At 73.7% G+C, this 21381-nt stretch carries 16 protein-coding genes; 9 read left to right on the top strand and 7 right to left on the bottom strand.

All coding sequences use genetic code 11. The annotated features are described in order from the left end of the window. From ACIQVT_RS15280 to ACIQVT_RS15270, 3 genes are all read left to right on the top strand, one after another. On the top strand, positions 1 to 1856 hold a 1856-nt coding region (locus ACIQVT_RS15280; RefSeq protein WP_403752408.1), incomplete at its 5' end, for a D-alanyl-D-alanine carboxypeptidase. A 201-nt stretch (positions 1857 to 2057) separates the two neighbouring features. Next, on the top strand, positions 2058 to 3935 hold the full coding sequence (locus ACIQVT_RS15275; RefSeq protein WP_403752405.1) for an MFS transporter: 1878 nt from the start codon (positions 2058 to 2060) through the stop codon (positions 3933 to 3935). Positions 3936 to 4200: 265 nt separating this feature from the next. Next, positions 4201 to 5760, top strand: a complete 1560-nt coding sequence (locus tag ACIQVT_RS15270; protein ID WP_403752402.1) for a sodium:solute symporter family protein — start codon at positions 4201 to 4203, stop codon at positions 5758 to 5760. A gap of 33 nt (positions 5761 to 5793) precedes the next feature. On the opposite strand, the gene ACIQVT_RS15265 is transcribed toward ACIQVT_RS15270, so the two are convergent. Next, positions 5794 to 6909: an ADP-ribosylglycohydrolase family protein gene (locus tag ACIQVT_RS15265; RefSeq protein ID WP_403752399.1), complete on the bottom strand. Its 1116-nt coding sequence runs from the start codon at positions 6907 to 6909 to the stop codon at positions 5794 to 5796. Positions 6910 to 7095: 186 nt separating this feature from the next. Here ACIQVT_RS15265 and ACIQVT_RS15260 point away from each other — a divergent pair, with 186 nt between their 5' ends. Continuing rightward, complete coding sequence (locus tag ACIQVT_RS15260; RefSeq protein ID WP_403752992.1) at positions 7096 to 7599, top strand: DUF2165 domain-containing protein; 504 nt, start codon at positions 7096 to 7098, stop codon at positions 7597 to 7599. Here the strand turns inward: ACIQVT_RS15260 and ACIQVT_RS15255 are convergent. From ACIQVT_RS15255 to ACIQVT_RS15245, 3 genes are read right to left on the bottom strand one after another with little or no spacing between them, the layout of a single operon-like run. Beyond that, positions 7592 to 8155, bottom strand: coding sequence for a hypothetical protein (locus ACIQVT_RS15255; protein ID WP_403752396.1), 564 nt, complete (start codon positions 8153 to 8155; stop codon positions 7592 to 7594). The genes ACIQVT_RS15260 and ACIQVT_RS15255 overlap by 8 nt on opposite strands. A gap of 59 nt (positions 8156 to 8214) precedes the next feature. After that, positions 8215 to 10800, bottom strand: coding sequence for a bifunctional FO biosynthesis protein CofGH (locus ACIQVT_RS15250; protein WP_403752393.1), 2586 nt, complete (start codon positions 10798 to 10800; stop codon positions 8215 to 8217). Between the two features lie 47 nt (positions 10801 to 10847). Beyond that, the gene (locus tag ACIQVT_RS15245) at positions 10848 to 11693 is read right to left on the bottom strand and encodes a TIGR03619 family F420-dependent LLM class oxidoreductase (protein WP_403752390.1); all 846 of its coding nucleotides are present in this window, start codon (positions 11691 to 11693) and stop codon (positions 10848 to 10850) included. Positions 11694 to 11941: 248 nt separating this feature from the next. On the opposite strand from ACIQVT_RS15245, the gene ACIQVT_RS15240 reads away from it, so the two are divergent. The 3 genes from ACIQVT_RS15240 (at position 11942) to ACIQVT_RS15230 (ending at position 15882) form a co-directional block, all read left to right on the top strand. Next, positions 11942 to 12352, top strand: coding sequence for a nitroreductase/quinone reductase family protein (locus ACIQVT_RS15240; protein ID WP_403752387.1), 411 nt, complete (start codon positions 11942 to 11944; stop codon positions 12350 to 12352). Positions 12353 to 12548: 196 nt separating this feature from the next. Then, positions 12549 to 15515, top strand: a complete 2967-nt coding sequence (locus tag ACIQVT_RS15235) for an AfsR/SARP family transcriptional regulator (protein ID WP_403752384.1) — start codon at positions 12549 to 12551, stop codon at positions 15513 to 15515. A 196-nt stretch (positions 15516 to 15711) separates the two neighbouring features. Next, positions 15712 to 15882 carry a hypothetical protein gene (locus ACIQVT_RS15230; protein WP_403752381.1) on the top strand — a complete coding sequence of 57 codons (171 nt, stop codon included), beginning with the start codon at positions 15712 to 15714 and terminating at the stop codon, positions 15880 to 15882. Positions 15883 to 16076: 194 nt separating this feature from the next. On the opposite strand, the gene ACIQVT_RS15225 is transcribed toward ACIQVT_RS15230, so the two are convergent. Together ACIQVT_RS15225 and ACIQVT_RS15220 are read right to left on the bottom strand one after the other, a co-directional pair. Beyond that, a complete protein-coding gene (locus ACIQVT_RS15225; protein WP_403752378.1) occupies positions 16077 to 18422 on the bottom strand; it encodes a PQQ-binding-like beta-propeller repeat protein in 2346 nt (781 codons plus the stop codon). 169 nt (positions 18423 to 18591) lie between these two features. Next, positions 18592 to 19326 (bottom strand): VOC family protein, encoded by a 735-nt coding sequence (locus ACIQVT_RS15220; protein WP_403752375.1) that lies wholly within the window; start codon positions 19324 to 19326, stop codon positions 18592 to 18594. Between the two features lie 134 nt (positions 19327 to 19460). Here ACIQVT_RS15220 and ACIQVT_RS15215 point away from each other — a divergent pair, with 134 nt between their 5' ends. Next, positions 19461 to 20096, top strand: coding sequence for a TetR family transcriptional regulator (locus ACIQVT_RS15215; RefSeq protein WP_403752989.1), 636 nt, complete (start codon positions 19461 to 19463; stop codon positions 20094 to 20096). Between the two features lie 78 nt (positions 20097 to 20174). On the opposite strand, the gene ACIQVT_RS15210 is transcribed toward ACIQVT_RS15215, so the two are convergent. Beyond that, positions 20175 to 20627, bottom strand: a complete 453-nt coding sequence (locus ACIQVT_RS15210; RefSeq protein ID WP_361987119.1) for an Lrp/AsnC family transcriptional regulator — start codon at positions 20625 to 20627, stop codon at positions 20175 to 20177. A gap of 82 nt (positions 20628 to 20709) precedes the next feature. Between ACIQVT_RS15210 and ACIQVT_RS15205 the strand changes: the two genes are divergently transcribed. Then, on the top strand, positions 20710 to 21327 hold the full coding sequence (locus tag ACIQVT_RS15205; RefSeq protein ID WP_403752371.1) for a LysE family translocator: 618 nt from the start codon (positions 20710 to 20712) through the stop codon (positions 21325 to 21327). Positions 21328 to 21381: the final 54 nt, after the last annotated feature.

The following is a 21381-nucleotide window of genomic DNA, read 5'->3' as shown; positions in this document are numbered from 1 at the left end:
CCAAGAGCGGCCCCAAGGCCACCGCGGCCGCCGCCACGACCGAGGCCACCCCCGCCGAGGACGAGCCCGCAGCCGTCACAGCCGAAGGCACCCCGGCTGCCGACCCGGTCGAGGACGACCCCAAGACCGGCGACCCCAAGGCCACCCCCGCGACCACCGACACCGCCGCCACGGGCACCCCCGCCAAGGCCGCCGCCGGCCCCAAGGACGCCCCCAAGGCCACGCCCGCCAAGAGCCGGCCGAAGGCTGCCGACGGGGAGGCCGGGGTCGATCAGGCGACCGCTGTCTTCAAGGCCGTACGGCCGAAGAAGCCGGAGGTCGATCAGCCGACGACCATGCTCAAGCTCGGCGGCAAGCCGAAGCCCCCGGAGTCGGAGGCCGAGCGCACCAGCAAGTTCGTCGCGCTGAGGGACGACATGCGCCCGGCCGGCAAGGCCAGCGCGCCCACGTCCCCCGCCGCCCCCGCCGGCAAGGCCACCGCGCCCACGTCCACGTCCCCCGCCGCCGAGGTCACCGCCGAGGCCACCGCCCTCGTCCCCCAGGTCGGTCCGGAGCGGACCACCCAGCAGCCGCTTCCGCCGAAGCCGCCGCTGGACCTGTTGGCGGAGCTGACGAACACGCCGCCGCCCCCGGAGACCCCGGTCCGCACCCTGGTCCGCCGGGTCAAGATCTGGACGCCCCTGGTCCTGCTGCTGATCGTTCTCCTGGGCGTGGCACAGGCGTTCCGTCCGCTGCCGCCCCCCTCGCTCACGCTGACCGCGAAGGACGCCTACACGTTCGACGGCGGCGCCCTGCGGCTGCCCTGGCCCGGCGAGGGCCAGGGCTGGGTGGACGTGGACGGCGTCGGCACGATGGGCCACTTCGGCAAGCAGACGCCCGTGGCCATCGGGTCGGTCGCCAAGACCATGACCGCCTACATCGTGCTCAGGGACCACCCGCTGAAGCGGGGGCAGGAGGGCCCGAAGATCAAGGTGGACGCCAAGGCGGAGAAGGAGGGCGGCTACGACAAGGACGGCGAGTCGACGCTGAACACCGTCAAGGCCGGCGACCACCTCACCGAGAAGCAGGCCCTGTCGGCCGTCATGATCCCGTCCGCCAACAACATCGCCCGGCTGCTCGCGCGCTGGGACGCGGGCTCGGAGGCGGCGTTCGTGAAGAAGATGAACGCCACCGCCAAGCGGCTGGGGATGACCGGTACGACGTACACCGACCCCTCGGGGCTGAAGGAGACCACCGTCTCGACGGCCGAGGACCAGGTGAAGCTGGGCCGCGCGGTCGTGAAGGTGCCGGCGCTGGTCGACATCACCAGCGCGGCCAGCTGGACGGACCCCTCGGGCCGCAACTGGCCGAACTACAACGAGCTGCCGTACCGGATCGGCGCGCTCGGCATCAAGACGGGCACCACCACCGCGGCCGGCGGCAACCTGCTGTTCGCCTCCCGCAAGCAGGTCGGCGGGCAGCCGGTCACCGTCGTCGGCGCGATCCTGGACCAGCAGAAGGCGCCGATCCTCACCACGGCCAACGAGGTCAGCAAGACCGCGCTGCTCGCCGCCGAGAAGGCGCTGACCCCGTCGAAGATCCTGAAGAAGGGCGACGTGGTCGGCTACGTGGACGACGGGCTCGGGGGCCGTACCCCGGTGGTGGTCACCAAGGACGTGTCCGCCGTCGGCTGGTCCGGTCTGAAGGTGGGGCTGTCCTTCACCTCGGGTACCGTGCCGCACACCGCGAAGGCCGGCACCCGGGTCGGTTCGCTCACCGTGGGTGACGGATCGGCGGGCGGGGTGAGGGTTCCGGTGGCGCTGGCGAGGAATCTGGCCGAGCCGGGGCTCGGCGCGCGGCTGACCCGTATCGGCTGACCCCGCGCCGGCCGCCCGGCCCTGGCCCGCACCCCGTCGACGGAGCCCCACCCGGGAGCCCCGTGGCGGGGTGCGTGCTAGCGTCACGAATCGGGGCAGGTCGCCGGTCGCGGGACGCGGCGGCGCACTGGACGGGAAGCGGCCGGGACCACCGGGGGATGCGGCCGAGAACAGAAGACGGGACACGGGGAGTGCCTTCAGGTGGCCACAGTGGAGCCGACACGCGCCGACGACACCGATCCGGGCCCGGGACCCGGGCCGCGAATACGCCGGTCGGCGACTGACACGAGGACGACCGGCCCGCAACCGGCTCCGGCGGAGACGCCCGACGCGGGCGGGTCCGCCGGGACGCGGACCGGCGGAGCCGTGTCCGGGGCCGTCGAGGCCCTGCGGCGGCGGATGCTGCTGCACCCGGTGCTGTCGCTGACCGCGCTGTCGGGTGTGCTGCACATCATCTGGTTCTTCACCTTCGCGAACAGCGGCGGCGATCTCGCGGCGCAGGACGCCTGGGCGGAGTTCGTCGGCCGGCACCCGGACTCGGCGTACAACCTCGCCTGGTACGGGGGCATGCACCCGGTGTCGTACAGCGTGGTGTCGCCGTACCTGATGTCGGTCCTCGGTGTGCGTACGACGATGATGATCGCCGGGACGGTGTCGGCGGGTCTGCTGACGCTGGTCCTGATCCGCAGCCGGGGGGTGCGCAACCCGCTGTGGGCGTCGCTCGCCGGGGTCGCCGCGTTCCTGTGCAACGCGATCTCCGGGCGGGTCACCTTCGGGCTCGGCATGATGTTCGCACTCGGGGCGGTGGCGGCGGTGTTCTGCTGGCCGCACCGGTGGCGGTACAAACGGTGGGCGAAGGCGCTGGTCGCCGCCCCGCTGGCGGCGCTCGCCACGATGGCGTCGCCGGTCGCGGGGTTGTTCGTGGGGCTGGTCGCGGCGGCGCTGTTCCTCCAGAAGCGGCGGCCGGGCGCGTGGGCGCTGGGGCTGGCGCCGACGGCTGTGGTCGCGGTGTCGGCCTGGCTGTTCCCGTTCTCCGGCACCCAGCCGATGGGCATCGGCTCGGTGATCCTGCCGCTGCTGTACGGCCTGCTGTGCCTGTTCCTGGCGCCCAGGGAGTGGGTGACCGTCCGGCTGACGGCCGGGGTGTACAGCCTCGGTGTCGTCCTGGTGTGGCTGATCAGCTCGCAGATCGGGTCGAACATCTCCCGGCTGCCGATGCTGTTCGCGGGCGCGACGCTGCTCGCGATACTGCCGTACACGGTGCGGAGGTCCCGCCGCTGGTACGTGACCGTGCTGGCGCTGCTCGGCTTCACCGGCTGGCTCGGTTTCAAGACGGTGGACGACATCATCCACACGACCCCGGCGGCGTCCTGGGCGCGGGAGCTGGCGCCGCTGGTCCACGAGCTGGAGAAGGCCGGCGCCGAGAAGGGCCGTGTGGAGGTGGTCCCGGCCCGCTCGCACCGTGAGGCCTCGGCGCTCGCCCCGTACGTGAACCTGGCCCGGGGCTGGAACCGGCAGGCCGACATGGAGCGCAACCCGCTCTTCTACGACGACACGCTCAACTCGGCGAACTACCACGAGTGGCTCCAGCGGTGGGCGGTCCACTTCGTGGTGCTGCCCCGGGACAACCCGGACGGGGACGGCGGTCAGCGTGAGCGGGAGTTGCTGCGGCGCGGGATGCCGTACCTGGAGCAGGTGTGGGGCGACTCCAACTGGCAGTTGTTCAAGGTGACCGACCCGGCGCCGCTCGCCGAGCCGAACGCGGTGGTGGACCGGGCGGAGCAGGGGGAGATGACGCTGGAGGTGCGCAGGGCGGGGCGGATCCTGATCCGGATCCCGTACTCGCCGTGGCTGAGCGTCGTCGACGAGCACGGCAAGAGCGTGCGGCCGCCGCAGCCGTCCCCCGACGCTCCGAAGACGTACCGCAACGTCGACGGGTGTCTGATGCAGACGCCGGAGGACGCCAACGGGGACCGGTGGACGGTGTTGCTGGCGCCGCACACGGGAACGTACCGGCTGGCCGCGCCCTACCAGCTGCCGCGCGGCACGCCGTGCCCGGACGAGCTGAAGGCGCCGTGAGGCCGAAGGCGCCGTGAGGGCCGGGGCGGCGGTCGGTGTGCCGGTCCGGCCGCCCGTCCGACGCGGGTCTCGTGGGTCTCGCGGTCGCTTCGGGAGCGGCCCGGTTCCACCGCCGTGCGCGGTGGGACCGGGCCGTTCGCGTTTCCGCGCAGCCTTCCGGATCGTTCATGTGGCTGAACGCAGGTCACCACGTCGGACGATTTTGCCTTGCCTTGACTTACCGCTCGCTTGTCGTGTTCATGTGCGCGGACCCACGATCGGGCACATGAACAGTCTCGACTGGGCCGTGCTCATCGGCTACTTCGGCGTGATGGTCGCGATCGGTGTCTGGTCGCACAAGCGCGTGGACAACGTCTCGGACTTCTTCACGGCCGGCGGCCGGATGCCCTGGTGGCTGTCCGGCATCTCGCACCACATGTCGGGCTACAGCGCGGTGATGTTCACCGGGTACGCGGGCATCGCCTACACCTACGGCGTCACCTCGTTCGTCACCTGGTCCTTCCCCATCGCCTTCGGCATCGCCATCGGGTCGAGGCTGTTCGCGCCGCGCGTCAACCGGCTGCGCTCCCGGCTCCACGTGGCGTCCCCGCTGGAGTACCTGAAGAACCGCTACGACCTGCGCACCCAGCAGGCACTGGCCTGGTCCGGGATGCTGCTGAAGATCGTGGACGTCGGCGCGAAGTGGGCGGCGATCTCCACCCTGTTGTCGGTGTTCACGGGGGTGTCGCTGAACCAGGGCATCCTGATCACCGGCGCCATCACGGCGGTCTACTGCACGATCGGCGGCCTGTGGGCGGACGCGCTGACCGAACTCGGCCAGTTCGTCATCCAGTTGCTGGCCGGTGTCTCCATGTTCGTCGCGGTCGTGCTGAAGCTCGGCGACCGGCACATCGGCTTCCTCGACGCCTGGGACGAGCCGGCCCTGCACGGCCACGGCAAGGCGCTGGTCGGCCCGTACACCACGGTGTTCCTGCTGGCGTTCCTGTTCATCAAGCTCTTCGAGTACAACGGCGGCATGCTCAACCAGGCCCAGCGCTACATGGCGACGGGCAGCGCGCACGAGGCCGAGCGCTCGGCCCGGCTGTCGGCGGCCCTGTGGCTGGTGTGGCCGGTGGTCCTGTTCTTCCCGATGTGGATGTCGCCGCTGCTGGTCCACGCGCAGAAGCCGGACGGCTCCGACTCCTACGCCCTGATGACCGAACAGCTGCTGCCGCACGGTCTGCTGGGGCTGGTCATCGTCGGCTTCTTCTCGCACACCATGGCCATGTGCTCCTCCGACGCGAACGCGATCGCGGCCGTCTTCACCCGGGACGTGGCGCCGGCGCTGTCGGCGCGGGCGCGGGCCTGGGGCGAGCGGTCGGGGCTGGTCGCGGCCCGGGTGACCACGGTCGTCTTCCTCGGCCTGTCCATGGCGGTGGCGACGCAGGTGAACTCGCCCGCGTTCAAGGACATCATCACCGTCGTCATCAAGTGGGTGGCGGGTCTGATGGGGCCGATCGCGATCCCGATGATGCTGGGCCTGCTGCGTCCGTTCCGCCGCTCGGGCCCGACGGCGGCCCTCACCAGCTGGGCGGCGGGCCTGCTGGCCTTCTGGCTGGTCAACTACCCCATCAGCTGGAACATCGACGGCGGTGTCCCGCTCCAGTACCAGGTCTCCGTGCCGCTCGCGGTCTCTCTGGTCCTGTACGTCCTGATCGGCTACCTGAAGCCGGAGGAGACACCGGAGCGGCTCGCGGTCATCGAGAAGGTCAACACGGACGGGGACGCGGTGACGGCGGTCCCGGTGCCGGCCGCGGCCGGGGACGACGTGGTGGGGGCGCCGTAGGGCAGCCGCCGCGTCGGGGAGCGGCGGCGCGGGTCACGCCCTGGGGTAGCGGGCCAGCCAGCCCGGTGACGAGCCGGCGGGGCCGTGCAGGGCGGGGCCCTGGGTCATCTCCATCGCGAAGTCGTCGGCGAGTTCCAGCATCGTCGGCCGGCCCTCCAGCTCGGCCAGCCAGGCCGGGGGGAGGGCCGTCTCGCCGTGCAGGGCGCCGAGCAGCCCGCCGGTCAGGGCGCCCGCGGCGGCCGAGGGGCCGCTCTGGTTCACCGCCAGGCACAGTCCGTGCCGTACGTCGTGTCCGACCAGCGCGCAGTACACGGCCACGGCCAGCAGTCCGTCGGCGCTGCCGTCCCCGGTCAGTTCCGCGACCCGGTCCGGGCCCGGGACGCCCTGTCGTACGGCGTCGAGGGCGCGCCGCAGGGCGTCGGTGACCGGCTGGTGGCCGGGGCGGGCGGCGAGCAGGTCGAGGGCCGCGCGCACGGCGCCGTCCAGGCTGTCGCCACGGGCCAGGCCGTGGACGATCACGGCGTAGGCGCCCGCCGACAGGGCGGCGAGGGGGTGGCCGTGGGTCTGGGCGGCGCACTCCACCGAGAGCTGGACGACGAGCTGCGGCTCCCAGCCGACCAGCAGCCCGAACGGCGCCGACCGGGCGACGGCCTCCGGACCGGGGTCACCGGGGTTCTTGGGCCGCTCCAGCGTGCCCATGACGTCGTCACCGAGCCCGAGGAGCAGCGCCCGGGTGGGCTCGCGGCGGGCGTACAGCCACTCCTCGCGGGCGAGCCACCCGTCGTCCTTGCGGCGTTCGTCCGGGCCCCAGTCCGTCTGGGTGGCGGCCCAGCGCCGGTAGGCCCGGTGCAGGTCGGTCGGCGGGTGCCAGGCGCCGGTGTCGCGGCGCACCTGGGCGCGTATCAGCCCGTCGACGGTGAACAGGGTGAGCTGGGTGTGGTGGGTGACCGCGCCCCGGCGCCCGTGGGCGTCGGCGAGGTCGAGCAGTCCGTCGGGGCCGTGGGCCGCCCGGATGCCGGCCAGGGACAGCGTGTCCGCCGGGGCGCCCAGCGCGTCGCCCACGGCGGTGCCGAGGAGGGTGCCGCGCACCCTGCTACGGAAGTCCTGCTGTTCGGCACGGCCCCAGACGGCGCCGGACGTCGCACCCACCAGGCCTCCTCACGGCACCGTCCATCCGTACGACGCTAGGCACTGTAATCGACCGGGGACGGTCCGTTCAGTGGGGCGAAGCGGGCGAAGGGGACGGGGGCGGCGCGGGGTGGCGCATTCCGTGCGCGGGGATCACGGCACCTCCACGTGAGCCGCCCGCGGTCGGGCAAGATGCCAGCCATGGACATGACCACGCGCACCTCGCGCACCACCAGTACCGCGGCCGGCGTCCTCACCGGCATCCTCGCCCTGTACACCGTCCTGGTGGCCCTCGGGAACATCACCGACTTCGGCACGAACCAGCAGTACGTACGGCACGTGCTGGCGATGGACACGACGTTCCGGGACGACGCCCTGATGTGGCGGGCCGTCACGAGCACCGCCCTCCAGGACACCGCCTACGTCCTGATCATCGCGTGGGAGACGGTGGCGGCCCTGGCGCTGGTGTGGGGGACCTACCTGTGGGCGCGGGGGCGCGACGGCCTCGCCCGGCGCGTGTCCACCTACGGGCTGCTGATGCTGATGCTGCTCTTCGGGGCCGGGTTCATCGCGATCGGCGGCGAGTGGTTCGCCATGTGGCAGTCGAAGGCGTGGAACGGGGTGGACGCGGCGACCCGGATCTTCCTGATCAGCGGGGTCGCCCTGATCGTCAACCACCTGCCCGGCGGCACACGGCCGGAGGCTAGTTGACGACGGCGACCCTGGTGCCCTGGTCGCCGAAGGCCCAGAGCGCGGCGCCGTCCTCCTTGTGCATGCGTATGCCGCCCAGCTTCTGGCCGTTGGCGGGCGGCGGCGAGGCGCCGTCCAGGGCGTTGGAGAAGGCTATGTTCACGCCGGCCGCCTTGGTGAAGTACACGACGTGCTCGATCTCCACGCCGTCCGAGCCCTTGAGGGACTGCCTCCGCAGGGTGACCGAGTAGCGGCCGGGCTGCGGGGCGACCGTGCCCGGCCACACCGGGAAGGTGCGGCCGGGCCGGCCGGTGGCGTCGACCAGCCAGACCCGCTTCGCGCCGAGCGAGTAGACGATCCGGCGGCCCTCGCCGGACGCGTCCGGCAGGGCGGGGGCGGCGGGCGCCTTCGGCTTGGCGGAGGCGTGCGTGCCCGCTGTCGCCGACGGGCCGGGGCGGACCGTCGCGGCCGTGGGGTGCGGCGCCTGGTCCGCCTGCACGGCGAGAGCGACGACGACCGCGGTCGCCCCCGCCGTCAGACCGGTGACCCAGGCCCACGAGGGCAGTAGGGCAGCCACGGGCACGCATCTCCTCCGCTACGGGTCCCCTTCTGGGATCGGGGGTCGGATCATCGTACTCAGTCCAGGACGGGCAGGAGTTCCGGCAGGTGCCCGTCGGACGCCTCCGCCGCCCGCCGCCGCTCCGCGGGGACCTCGCCGTACAGGGTGGTCCGCGGTTTCGCCGGCCGGCCGGCCGCCTCCGCCACCGCCACCAGGTCCCGCACCGACTTGTAGGAGCCGTACGAGGAGCCGGCCATCCGGGAGATCGTCTCCTCCATGAGCGTGCCGCCCAGGTCGTTCGCGCCGGAGCGGAGCATCTCCGCCGCCCCCTCGGTGCCGAGCTTCACCCAGCTCGTCTGGATGTTGGGGATCCAGGGGTGCAGGAGCAGCCGGGCCATCGCGGTCACCGCCCGGTTGTCCCGTGTCGTCGGGCCCGGCCGGGCGATGCCCGCCAGGTAGACCGGCGCGTTGGTGTGGATGAACGGCAGGGTCACGAACTCCGTGAAGCCGCCGGTCTCCCGCTGGATCCCGGCCAGGGTGCGCAGGTGGCCGAGCCAGTGCCGGGGCTGGTCCACGTGCCCGTACATCATGGTGGACGAGGAGCGGATGCCCAGCTCGTGCGCGGTGCGGACGACCTCGATCCAGGTGGCCGTGGGCAGCTTGCCCTTGGTCAGCACCCAGCGGACCTCGTCGTCCAGGATCTCGGCCGCGGTACCGGGGATGGAGTCCAGGCCGGCCTCCTTCGCCGCGGTCAGCCACTCGCGGATCGACATCCCGGTCCGGGAGGCGCCGTTGACGACCTCCATCGGGGAGAAGGCGTGCACGTGCATGCCGGGGACGCGTTCCTTCACCGCCCGGGCGATGTCGAAGTACGCCGTGCCCGGCAGGTCCGGGTGGATGCCGCCCTGCATGCACACCTCGACCGCGCCGACGTCCCAGGCCTGCTGCGCCCGGTCCGCCACCTGCTCCAGGGAGAGCGTGTACGCGTCCGCGTCCGTGCGGCGCTGGGCGAAGGCGCAGAACCGGCAGCCGGTGTAGCAGACGTTGGTGAAGTTGATGTTGCGGGTGACGATGTAGGTGACGTCGTCGCCGGCCACCGTCCTGCGGACGTCGTCGGCGATCCGGCACAGCGCGTCCAGCGCCGGGCCGTCGGCGTGGAACAGGGCGAGGGCCTCGGCGTCGGTCAGCCGCGTCGGGTCGTCGGCGGCGGTGCCGAGCGCCCCGCGCACGTCGGCGTCGATGCGCTGCGGCACCATGCCGGGCGCGGCCGCCTCGCGCAGGGCCTCCCAGTCGCCGTAGACCTCGTCGAAGTCGCCGCGCCGGTCGGCCGTGCGGCCCTCGGTGTCGATGGAGGCGTGCAGGTCGGTGCGGCCGGTCGCGGTGAAGGCCTCGTCGGGTTCCTGCCACGGACGGCCCTCGACCACCGCGTCCGGGCGGGCCAGGCCCGTCGCCGGGTCGGCGAGGGCGTCGACGTGCGGGCGCAGCCGCGGGTCCAGCCAGGGCTCGCCGCGGCGGACGAACTCCGGGTAGACGCAGAGGCGTTCGCGCAGCTCGAAGCCGGCCTCCCGGGACCTGCGCGCCAGTTCCTCGATCCGCGGCCAGGGGCGTTCGGGGTTGACGTGGTCGATGGTGAGCGGGGAGACACCGCCCCAGTCGTCGATGCCGGCCGCGATGAGCCGCTCGTACTCGCTGTCGACCAGGTTCGGCGGGGCCTGGAGGCAGCCGGTGGGGCCCATGACGAGCCGGGCGACCGCGACGGTGGCGACGAGGTCGTCCAGTTCGGCGTCCGGCATGCCGCGCATCGCCGTGTCCGGCTTGGCGCGGAAGTTCTGGATGATCAGTTCCTGGATGCCGTGGTGGGCGCGGGCGACCTTGCGCAGGGCGAACAGGGACTCGGCGCGTTCCTCGTACGTCTCGCCGATGCCGATCAGCAGGCCGGAGGTGAAGGGCACGGAGGAGCGGCCGGCGTCCTCCAGCACCCGCAGCCGTACGGCCGGTTCCTTGTCCGGGGAGCCGTGGTGCGGGCCGCCCGGCTCGGACCACAGCCGGGTCGCGGTGGTCTCCAGCATCATGCCCATGCTCGGCGCGACCGGCTTCAGCCGCTGGAAGTCCGTCCAGCTCATGACGCCCGGGTTGAGGTGGGGCAGCAGGCCCGTCTCCTCCAGGATGCGGATGGAGACGGCGCGGACGTAGGCGATCGTGTCGTCGTAGCCGTGCGCGTCGAGCCACTCGCGCGCCTCCGGCCACCGGTCCTCGGGCTTGTCGCCGAGGGTGATCAGGGCTTCCTTGCAGCCGAGGGCGGCGCCCTTGCGGGCGATGTCCAGCACCTCGTCCGGGGACATGAACATCCCGTGTCCCTCGCGGCGCAGCCGGCCCGGCACGGTCACGAAGGTGCAGTAGTGGCACTTGTCCCGGCACAGCCGGGTCAGCGGGACGAAGACGCTCTTCGAGTACGTGATGACACCGGGCCGGCCGGCCGCCTCGAGCCCCGCGTCGCGCACCCGGGCGGCGGACGCGGCGAGGCCGGTGAGCGCCTCGCCGCGCGCCTGGAGCAGGACCGCCGCCTCGGCCACGTCCAGGGCGACACCGTCCCGGGCACGTTTGAGGGCGCGACGCATGGAGTTCTCGGTGGGGCCGGTTCCGGAGGTCGCGGAAGTCGTCATCCCTTGAGCATACGTTTGCGTCGATCACCCCAACGGGGCCTCGGGACCTACAGCAGCGGCGCGTACGCGTCGAGCGCGCCGAGCACCTCCGCCTCCCCGGCGGGCGGCAGCTGGACCACGACCTCCTCGACGCCCAGCTCGGCGTAGTGGGCGAGTTTGCCGGGGGTGGGCCGGACGGCGTACGGGACGATCTGGAGGGCGGCCGGGTCGCGGCCCGCGTCCGCCCACACCGAGCGCAGCGCGGGCAGCGCCTCGGTGAGGCCGCGTCCGCCGATCGGCAGCCAGCCGTCGGCGAACTCGGCGATGTGCGCGAACAGCTTCGGCCCCGCGGCCCCGCCGACGAGCGTGCGGGGGCCGGTGACCGGGCCGCGCGGCTCCCGGATCGGCTTGGGGTGGGCGAGGCTGGCCCGCACGCTGCCGAACTCGCCCTCGTACGCCGTGGGTTCCGCCGACCATAGGGCGCGCATCAGCGCCATCCGGTCCCGGACCAGCTCGCGCCGGGTGCCCCAGCGCACCCCGTGGTCGGCGGCCTCCTCCACGTTCCAGCCGTAGCCGAGGCCGAGGGTGAACCGGCCGCCGGACAGGTGGTCCAGGGTGGCGGCCTGCTTGGCCAGGCCGATCGGGTCGTGCTGGGCGACCAGGGTGATGCCGGTGCCGATGCCGAGGCGTTCGGTGACGGCGGCGGCCTGGCCGAGGGCGACGAACGGGTCGAGGGTGCGGCCGTACTCGCGGGGCAGGTCGCCGCCGGCGGGGTACGGGCTGGTGCGCTCCACGGGGATGTGCGTGTGTTCCGGGAGGTACAGGCCGGCGAAGCCGCGGGCCTCGAGTTCGCGGGCGAGACGGGTCGGGGTGACGGTCTCGTCGGTGAGGAAGACCGTGACGGAGATACGCATGGGGCAGCTGTACCGGGCCCCGGGCCGCCTGTCCATACCGACCGGTCGGAACCGTGACTCCGGGGTCTGCCGGCTCCGCCACCCCCTCGCGCTCCACCGGCACCCCCGTTGCGTCCGCCCGGGCCGCGGAGGACGCTGGCAGGCGTGCGCCGCGCGACCGCGGCCGCGTGACACACCCCGCACGGGGCCCGGTCGGCGTTCCCACGCCGCGCGGCCCGTGCCCGCGCAGAGCAGGAGTACCGCCGGACATGTCAGGCCGCGCCGATCTCAAGCACCGCTTCGTGACCCGCTTGCAGCGGTACGTCGCCAACCCGCTGAACCGGCGCCTGCCGTTCCAGACCCTGCTGGAGACCACCGGCCGCACCTCCGGCCTGCCCCGGCCGACCCCGGTCGGCGGACGCCGGATCGGCGACTCCTTCTGGCTGGTGTCGGAGTTCGGCCGCAGGTCGCAGTACGTGCGCAACATCGAGGCCGACCCCCGGGTCCGCGTCCGCGTCGCCGGCCGCTGGCACCACGGCACCGCCCATCTCCTTCCCGACGACGACGCGGTGGCCCGGCTGCGTTCCCTGCCGCGCCTCAACAGCGCGGCGGTACGGGCGTTCGGCACCGACCTGCTGACGATCCGGGTGGACCTGACGGACCGGCCGGAGACGCCTTAGGTCATATGTTCCGTACGTACACGGGCGCTTGACGGTGTGTCAGCAGCCGTCGCCGCGCGGACCGGATGCGGAGACCGTGTGAGGGCCTTGTGGACCGGAACCCCTCACCTGTGATCGGCGTCTCCCACGGCTGACGCGGCTCCGCGGAACAAGGCAAACTGGCGGGGTTGTTCGTGATGCCGAGGGGGACGAACGCATGGACGGTCGGCCGCGAGTACCCGAGCAGCGGCGTGCCGGCTCCACGGCCGGCACGGAGGCGGCCCCGCTGCGCTTCGGCGTGCTCGGCCCGGTACGGGCCTGGCGCGGCGAGGAGGCGCTCAGCACGGGCTCACCCCAGCAACGCGCCCTGCTCGCCGCCCTCCTGCTGCGCGGGGGCCGCACGGCCACGGCGGCGGAACTGATCGACGCGCTGTGGGGGTCCGAACCGCCGTCCCAGGCGCTGGCGGCGGTCCGCACCTACGCGTCCCGGCTGCGCAAGATCCTGGACCCCGGCGCGCTGATCAGCGAGTCCGGCGGCTACGCCGTCCGCGGCCTCGGCGAGGGCGCGCTGGACGCGGCGGTCGCGCAGGGCCTGGCGACGCAGGCGGAGAAGGCCCGGGGCGCCGGGGACCTCTCCCAGGCCCGCGCCCTGCTGAACAGGGCCCTGGCGCTGTGGGACGGCGAACCGCTCGCGGGCGTCCCCGGCCCCTACGCCGAGGGCCAGCGGGCCCGGCTGGAGGAGTGGCGCCTCGGCCTGCTGGAGGCCCGCCTCGACATGGACCTGGAACAGGGCTGCCACGCCGAGGCCGTCTCGGAGCTGACGGCCCTGACCGCCGCCCACCCGCTGCGCGAGCGCCTGCGCGAACTGCTGATGCTGGCCCTCTACCGCAGCGGCCGGCAGGCGGAGGCCCTCGCCGTCTACGCCGACACCCGCCGCCTGCTGGACGAGGAACTCGGCGTCGACCCGCGCCCCGGCCTGCGCGAGCTCCAGCAGCGCATCCTCCGGGCCGACCCGGCCCTGGCCGAGCCCTCGGCCCCCGTCGCCGAGCCCGCCGCGGCGTCCGTCCGCCCGGCCCAGCTCCCGGCGTCCGTACCCGACTTCACCGGCCGGGCCGCGTTCGTGTCGGAGCTGAGCGAGGTGCTGTCCTCGGCGTCGGAGACGGAAGGGCGGGTGATGGCGGTGTCGGCGCTGGCCGGCATCGGCGGCGTCGGCAAGACCACCCTGGCGGTGCACGTGGCCCACCGCGCCCGCACCGCCTTCCCCGACGGCCAGCTGTACGTCGACCTCCAGGGCGCGGGCCCCCGCCCCGCCGAACCGGAGACCGTCCTCGGCTCCTTCCTGCGCGCCCTCGGCACCGCCGAGGGCGCGATCCCCGACTCCCTGGCCGAACGGGCGGCCCTGTACCGCTCGGTCCTCGACGGCCGCCGGGTCCTGGTCCTGCTGGACAACGCCAAGGACGCCGCCCAGGTGCGGCCCCTGCTGCCCGGCACGGAGGGCTGCGCCGCCCTGGTCACCTCCCGGGTCCGGATGCTCGACCTCGCCGGGGCCCACCTGGTCGACCTGGACGTGATGTCCCCCGACGAGGCCCTGTGCCTGTTCACCCGCATCGTGGGCGAGGAGCGGGTCGCCGCGGAACGCGAGGCCGCGCTGGACGTGGTCGCCGCCTGCGGATTCCTGCCCCTCGCCATCCGGATCGCCGCCTCCCGGCTGGCCGCCCGCCGCACCTGGACGGTGTCCGTGCTGGCCGCCAAGCTCGCCGACGAGCGCCGCCGCCTGGACGAGCTCCAGGCCGGCGACCTCGCCGTGAAGGCCACCTTCGAGCTGGGCTACGGCCAACTGGAACCCGCGCAGGCCCGCGCCTTCCGCCTGCTCGGCCTGGCCGACGGCCCCGACCTGTCCCTGACGGCGGCGGCAGCGGTCCTGGACCTCCCCGCGGACGACACGGAGGACCTCCTGGAGTCCCTCGTGGACACCTCCCTGCTGGAGTCGGCGGCGCCCGGCCGCTACCGCTTCCACGACCTGGTCCGCCTCTACGCCCGGTCCTGCGCGGAGCGCGACGAACAGCCGCCGAGCGAGCGGGAGGCGGCGCTCTCCCGGCTGCTGGACTTCTACCTGGCGACGGCGGCGGGCGTCTACGCGATCGAGCGGCCAGGCGACCGCCTGGTGGACCACCGGGAGGCCACGGCGTACCCGGGGCTGACCTTCGACGACCGGCACCAGGCCCGCGACTGGCTGTACGCCGAGGCCACCACCCTGCTCGCGTGCGTGCGGCAGTCCACGGCCCCCGGCCGCCTCCGGCGCGCCGTGGACCTGCTGTGGGCCGCCATCGACCTGACCGAGTCCGGCGCCAACTCCCGGGAGTACGAGGCGACCGGCGCCTCCATCCGCGCCGCGGCACGGGCGGCGGCCGACCGGCACGCGGAGGCGCGCGCCCTCGTCACCCTGGCCAACGCCCACCACCTGACCGGCCGGTTCGAACTCGCCGACGAGGAGGCGTGCGAGGCGCTGCGGCTCGCGGACCTGACGGGCGACCCGCTCCCCTGCTGCTGGGCCTCCAACATGCTGGGCATCATCGCCCTGTACCAGGGCCGGTTCGAGGACGGCGAGCGGCACCTGACCCGCGCCATCGACAGCTTCCGCTCCTGCGGGGACCGCCCCGGCGAGGCCAGCGCCCTGTGCAACCTCTCGCGGATCCGGCTGGCCATGGGCCACACCCGCAGCGCCGTCGCCCTGGCCCAGCAGGGCACCGACATGTACGACGACATGGGGCACGCCCTCAAGGGCGCCAACGGGCGGTACGCGCTGGGGCTGGCGCTCACCCAGTGCGGCCGGTACGAGCAGGCCGCCGAACGTCTGGACGAGGCGCTCTCGGTGTTCCGGGACAGCCGGCAGCGGTTGTGGGAGGGCATGGCGCTGTTCCGGCTCGCGGAGCTCGCCCTGGCCGCCGGGCGCCCGGCGCAGGCCGCGACCGACGCCGAGACGGCGCTCGCCCTGCTGCGCCAGGTCGGGGGCGACTGGCGGCGCGGGAACGTGCTCACCGTGCTGGGCCGCGCCCTCACCGGCATCGGGCAGCCCGGCCGGGCGCAGGTGTGCTGGCAGGAGGCGCTGGAGATCTTCGACGCCCTGAAGGCCGCGGAGGCCGAGGAGGTCAGGTCCCTGCTCCAGCCGTGCGCCCTCGCCTGACGCCGCGCGCGTTCATCGTTCGTTTATCGCCGCAGGGCACTCTCGTGCTGTCGATCCGTCGCGTCGGGGGGCACGCGGGTCGGCGAGCGGCCGCACCGTAAGGTGTAGCGGCCGAAAGGCCCGTCCGGCGGCACTCGGGGGAGTGCCGGGCGGGCCTTCCAGCCCACGGCGTACGTACTTTCAGGGGAGCGAAGTCATGAACGACAACCAGACCACCGAGGCAGCGGCCACCACCGACGCCGCCGAGATCACCACGCTGAACAGCCACGCCACCATCCAGCCGGTGAAGCTGAGCCCCGTCTCGGGTGACGGGACCACCGGCGAGGTGAAGCCGGACAACTCCCACGCCACCGACGAGACGGCCTGACCGGCCTCTCATCCCACGGGGGAAATCGGCCGCGGCGGCGCGGAGGGGGAGCCGTCGCGGCCGAGGCATGTCCACGGGCCGCGGCAACGCGGCCCGTACGTCTGGCGGGTGCCGGGCGGCGGGGGTAGCGTCGGCCGTGGACGGCCGCCGTCCGGAACCCTTTCCGTGTACACCGGTGCGACGGCCGTCGCGCACTACGCGGTCCGCGCGGTGCCCGTGCCCTTCTCCGCGTCCAGCGCGTACACGCAGCGGTCCTTGCTGCACGCGTACACCACTCCGTCCCGGACGACCGGTGAGCCGGTGATCTCGCCACCCGTGGCGAGCTTCCAGCGCAGTCGGCCGTCGTCGGCCTTCAGGGTGTACAGCAGGTGGTCGGTGGAGCCGAAGTGGATGCGGCCCTCCGCCACGGCGGGCGCGCCGACGACGTCACCGCCCGCCTGGAAACGCCACTTGGGCGTGCCGGTGACCGCGTCCAGGGTGTACAGCCCCTTCCCGCTGCCGACGTGCACGTGCCCGGCGGCCACCAGGACCGGCTCCACCGAGGAGCGGCTCTCCGTCGCGATGCGCCAGCGGTCGCGGCCGTCGGCGGCGTCGAGGGCGTAGACCGTGCCGAGGTAGTCGGCGAGGTAGACACCGCCGCCGGTGACGGCCGGGCCCGGGGCGTACGCGGGTGGGCACAGGAAGACCGCGGGGGCCTCGAAGTGCCAGCGGACCATGCCGCTCGCCGCCTCGACGGCGAGGACCCGGGTGCCGGCGGAGAGGTAGACGCAGCCGTCGGCGGCCGGGGCGATCCGGACCGGGACGCCGCCGCAGGACGCCGCGTCACCGACGGGGTACGACCAGCGTTCCTCGCCGGTGCGGGCCTCCAGGGCGCGCAGCCGGGCGTCCTGCCACACGTAGACCGTGCCGTCGTGGACGACCGGGCCCGCCTCGGGGGACTCGAAGTCGGTCTGGCAGCCGGTGATCTCCCACAGTTTCCGGCCGCCGGCCGCGTCCCAGGCCTGGGCGCCGCCGCCCCGGGTGCCGGTGACGACGGTGCCGCGGTCGGCGTTCAGGGAGTACACCCAGGCGTCCGTGGACAGCCGCCACAGGTCGGTGCCCTCGCGGGCGTCCAGGGCGAACAGGGTGGGGCCGTCGGAGGCGTGGACCCGGCCGTCCGCGACCGCCATGGACCAGGCCACGTCCCGGGTCTTGAACCGGCGGCGGCCGGTGGCCACGTCCAGGGCGTGCACCTCGAAGGAGGTGACGTAGACCAGGTCGCCGTCGACCGACGGGGTGCCCCAGACGTCGTTGGACATGCGGAACCGCCAGGGGCGCCAGCCGCCCGGTGTCTCCGGGGGCACCACCGGCACGGGCGGTACGGCGGGGTCCGCGCCGGCCACGCCGGGGCGGGGCCGGGACCAGCCGGCCACCAGGCCGGCCTCGGGCGGGGGCGCCTTGACGGCGGCGGCGCGGGCGTCGGCGACCCGGGGGCCGGGACCGATGGGCACCGGGGCGCCGACCAGCCGGACCGGGCCGGTGTCGGGGGCGCCGGCCGGGGTGTGCGCCGGGACCGGGGGGTCGTAGGGCGGCGGCGGGGGAACGGCCTGCCGGCCGCCGCTGCCCGGGCCGCCGGCGGTGACCGGGGCGGCCCTGACGGCCGTACGGCCGCCGCGCCGGGTCTCGATCAGCGCGACCGCCTTCTCCGGCAGCCAGGCGGAGGCGGTGCCGCTGTCGTCGGAGCCGGAGCCGAACAGGTGCGGGGCGAGCTGCGCCTGGAGGTCGGCGGGGCTGGGCCGGCCGGTGGCCTCCATCTGCATGCAGAGCTCGATCAGCGGACGCAGCTCGTCCGGCAGACCGGTGAGGTCCGGGCCCTCGCGCAGCAGCATGAAGACGGTCTCGACCGGGTTGGCGCCGTGGAAGGGCGGGTGGCCGGTGGCCGCGAAGACGAGCATGGAGCCGAGGGAGAAGACGTCACTGGCGCCGGTGACGCTGCGGGAGTCCTTGGCCTGCTCCGGGGACATGTAGGCGGGGGTGCCGACGGCGACGTTCGTCATCGTCAGCCGGGTGTTGGAGACACCGGAGGCGATACCGAAGTCGATCACCCGGGGGCCGTCCTCGACGACGAGGACGTTGGACGGCTTGAGGTCGCGGTGGACCAGGCCCGCGCCGTGGATGGACTGGAGGGCCTCGGCGACGCCGGCCGCGAGCCAGCGCACGGCCTGCGCCGGGAGCGGCCCGCACTCGTTCACTATCTCTTCCAGCGACGGCGCGGGCACGTAGGCGGTGGCCAGCCAGGGCACGGCGGCCCGCGGGTCGGCGTCGACCACGGCCGCGGTGTAGAAGCCGGAGACCGCGCGGGCCGCCTCCACCTCGCGGGTGAAGCGGACCCGGAAGAGCTGGTCCTCGGCCAGCTCGGTGCGCACCGTCTTGATCGCCACGCGCCGGCCGGACGCCGAGCGCGCGAGATAGACCAGCCCCATGCCGCCGGCCCCCAGCCGGCCCAGCACCTCGAACGGCCCGATCCGCCGCGGATCGTGCTGCGTCAGCTGATCCACCACTTGCCTGCCACCTCCCCGTACGAGCCGCGCCACCCACATATGTACGCGACCGAAGTGCAGCGTCTCACCACCGCACCGCCGCGGCGGCACGCACCCTGATTCTTCCTGGCCGGGCGGCCGGTTGCGAACCCGGTCGGATATCGGGGTGTCTCACGCCAAAGCGGACGCGTCACCGTTCCAGCAGCGCGAACGACGCCCCCTGATTGTCGATGACGACGGCCACGCGCCCGTACGACGTCTCGAAGGGTGGCGCCTGCACCCGCCCGCCGAGCCGGCCCACGGCCTCCAGGGCGCCGGTGAGCCCGGTGACCCGGAAGTGGGTGAGGAAGTGCGGGGGCATCTCGGCCGGGAACACCTCGGTGACCTCCGCGCGGCCGAAGTCGGGTCCGGCGCCGCCGCCGAAGAGGGCGTCGTGGAAGAGGGCGCCGTAGAAGGCGTTGGCGCCGGCGGTGTCCCGGGTGTACAGCTCGGCCCAGACGAACGTGCCGGGCTCGTGGCGCCGGTCGAAGCCGCGGTGGGTGCCGGGCTGCCACAGCCCGAACACCGCGCCCTCGGGGTCGGCGGCCAGGGCGGCGATCCCGAGGTCGCCCACCGGGAACGGGGCCATGACCACCTGTCCGCCGGCCGCGGTGATCCGCCGGCCGAGGGCGTCGGCGTCCGAGGTGGCGAAGGAGACGGTCCAGACGGTGGGCATGCGGCCGTCCGACTTCGGGGCGAGCGAGGCGACGAGCCCGCCGTCCAGCCGGGCCCACACCCCGGAGCCGTGGGCCTCCTCGAAGGTCCACCCGAAGAGAGCGCCGTAGAACCGCTTGCCCGCCTCGACGTCGGGCAGCTGGGCGTCCACCCAGCAGGGGACGCCCTCCCCGTACACCTCTTCATTCGTGGATGCCCTGTTTTCGGCCATGTCGTCAAAGTAACCGGGCGGCGCGCACCGCGCAGACCAGGCACACCATCCCTGATCCGCCCCCGCACCCCATTTGCAGTCGGCCGAATCGCGCTCCCATCCCCCCTCGGTAAGCTGACGACATGACAGGACAAGTGCGTACCGTCGACGGCCGCGTGGCCGGTCGGCGTGGGCAGGCGACCCGGCAGAAGCTGCTCGACTGCCTCAGCGAGATGCTCAGCTCCTCCCCCTACCGGGACGTCAAGGTCATCGATGTCGCCCGCAGGGCGGGGACGTCGCCCGCGACCTTCTACCAGTACTTCCCGGACGTCGAGGGCGCCGTGCTGGAGGTCGCCGAGCAGATGGCGGCGGAGGGCACGGGGCTGACCGGGCTGCTCGAGGGACGCACCTGGGCCGGCCGGTCGGGCTGGCAGACCGCCCAGGAACTCGTCGACGGGTTCCTGGACTTCTGGCGCCGCAACGACGCGATCCTGCGGGTGATCGACCTCGGTGCCGCCGAGGGGGATAAACGGTTCTCCAAGATCCGCACGAAGATCCTCAGCTCGGTGAACAGCTCCCTCGCCGACTCCATCGCGGAGCTCCAGGCCAAGGGCCGGGTCGACAAGGACGTCAACCCGGCGGCGGTGGCCGGTGCGCTGGTCGCCATGCTCGCGGCGGTGGCCGGACACCAGAAGGGACCCGCCTCCTGGGGCGTGAAGGCGGCCGAACTCAGGCCCGCCCTGGCGCTGTTGGTGCACCTGGGGGTGACCGGACGGAAGCCGAGCAAGTAGCGCACGCTCCTCATCACCCGCACACGTCCTGTCCGGCAGGCGGTGGCCCACCCGAGGTGGACCACCGCCTGTTGTCGTTCAGGCCGGCAACGGCCGGTCCCGCACCACGTGTTTCATCACCAGCGTCGACGTCAGCCGCTGCACCCCCGGCAGGGTCGCCAGCCGCTCGTCGTACAGCCGCTGGAAGGCGGCCAGGTCCGCGGTGGCGACCCGGAGCAGGTAGTCCGGTTCCCCGAAGAGCCGCTGGGCGTCCAGCACGTGCTCCAGCTCGCCGACCGCCCGCTCGAACCCGGCGACCGTGTCCCGGTCCTCCTGGCGCATGGACACGAAGACCAGTGCCTCGAAGTTCAGTCCGAGGGCTGTCGCGTCCACCACCGCGCGGTAGCCCTGGATGGCACCGGACCGCTCCAGCTCCCGCAGCCGCCGGTGGCAGGGCGAGACGCTCAGCCGCACCCGGGCGGCCAGCTCCGTCACGGTCAGCCGCCCATCCTGCTGGAGCTCGGCAAGGATTTTCCGGTCCACGTCGTCCATGAAGAAGATATTTGCCCAGAGTGCGCGATCATGGGCAAACTTCGGGAACACTTTCGGGCCATTCACGCCTAATGTCCCCGGCATGGACTCGGGACTGCTCCTCTCCTTCCTCGCGGTGGACCTGCTGCTGGTGTGCGTGCCGGGCGCCGACTGGGCGTACGTCATCGCGGGCGCCCTGCGCGGCGGCCCGGTCCCGCGCGCCGTGGCGGGTCTGGTCTGCGGATACGCCCTGCACACGGCCCTGGCGGCGGCCGGCCTCGCGGTGCTGGTGGCGGGCTCCCCCGGGCTGCTGACGGCGCTGACCGTGGCCGGCGCCGGCTACCTGCTGTGGCTGGGCTGGGGCGTCCTGCGCCGCCCGGCGGTCCCCGGCGCCGCCGACGCGCCCCCGCCGGCCGGGCGGCCGTTCCTGCGCGGCGCCACGATCAGCGGCCTGAACCCCAAGGGCCTGCTGCTCTACCTGTCGGTCCTCCCCCAGTTCCTCACCCTGCGGGGCGCGCACCTGCCCGTGCCCGCGCAGACCGCCGCGCTCGGACTGCTCCACATGGCGTGCTGCGCGGCCGTCTACCTCACCGTCGGCGGCCTCGCCCGCACCCTGCTCGCCGCCCGCCCCGCGGCGGCGCGCGCGGTGACCCGCACCTCCGGGGCGGCGATGCTGGGCATCGGCGCCCTGCTGCTGGTGGAACGGCTGGCGACGCTCTAGGGTTCCCGGGCGCCGGGCGGGAGTGGGACCGGGCTCAACGGTGATACTCGCCCC

The sequence above is a fragment of the Streptomyces sp. NPDC100445 genome (genome assembly GCF_044759735.1).
Taxonomy (GTDB): domain Bacteria; phylum Actinomycetota; class Actinomycetes; order Streptomycetales; family Streptomycetaceae; genus Streptomyces.
Note: the sequence above shows the minus strand (reverse complement) of the source record. Positions and strands in the feature narration are given on the sequence as shown.

What these genes read in the sequence shown, in the direction of transcription:
- ACIQVT_RS15270 (WP_403752402.1), top strand. Translation starts at nt 4,201, where the DNA reads ATGAACAGTCTCGACTGGGCCGTGCTCATCGGCTACTTCGGCGTGATG.
- ACIQVT_RS15260 (WP_403752992.1), top strand. Translation starts at nt 7,096, where the DNA reads ATGACCACGCGCACCTCGCGCACCACCAGTACCGCGGCCGGCGTCCTC.
- ACIQVT_RS15250 (WP_403752393.1), bottom strand. Translation starts at nt 10,800, where the DNA reads ATGACGACTTCCGCGACCTCCGGAACCGGCCCCACCGAGAACTCCATG.
- ACIQVT_RS15245 (WP_403752390.1), bottom strand. Translation starts at nt 11,693, where the DNA reads ATGCGTATCTCCGTCACGGTCTTCCTCACCGACGAGACCGTCACCCCG.
- ACIQVT_RS15240 (WP_403752387.1), top strand. Translation starts at nt 11,942, where the DNA reads ATGTCAGGCCGCGCCGATCTCAAGCACCGCTTCGTGACCCGCTTGCAG.
- ACIQVT_RS15235 (WP_403752384.1), top strand. Translation starts at nt 12,549, where the DNA reads ATGGACGGTCGGCCGCGAGTACCCGAGCAGCGGCGTGCCGGCTCCACG.
- ACIQVT_RS15230 (WP_403752381.1), top strand. Translation starts at nt 15,712, where the DNA reads ATGAACGACAACCAGACCACCGAGGCAGCGGCCACCACCGACGCCGCC.
- ACIQVT_RS15220 (WP_403752375.1), bottom strand. Translation starts at nt 19,326, where the DNA reads ATGGCCGAAAACAGGGCATCCACGAATGAAGAGGTGTACGGGGAGGGC.
- ACIQVT_RS15210 (WP_361987119.1), bottom strand. Translation starts at nt 20,627, where the DNA reads ATGGACGACGTGGACCGGAAAATCCTTGCCGAGCTCCAGCAGGATGGG.
- ACIQVT_RS15205 (WP_403752371.1), top strand. Translation starts at nt 20,710, where the DNA reads ATGGACTCGGGACTGCTCCTCTCCTTCCTCGCGGTGGACCTGCTGCTG.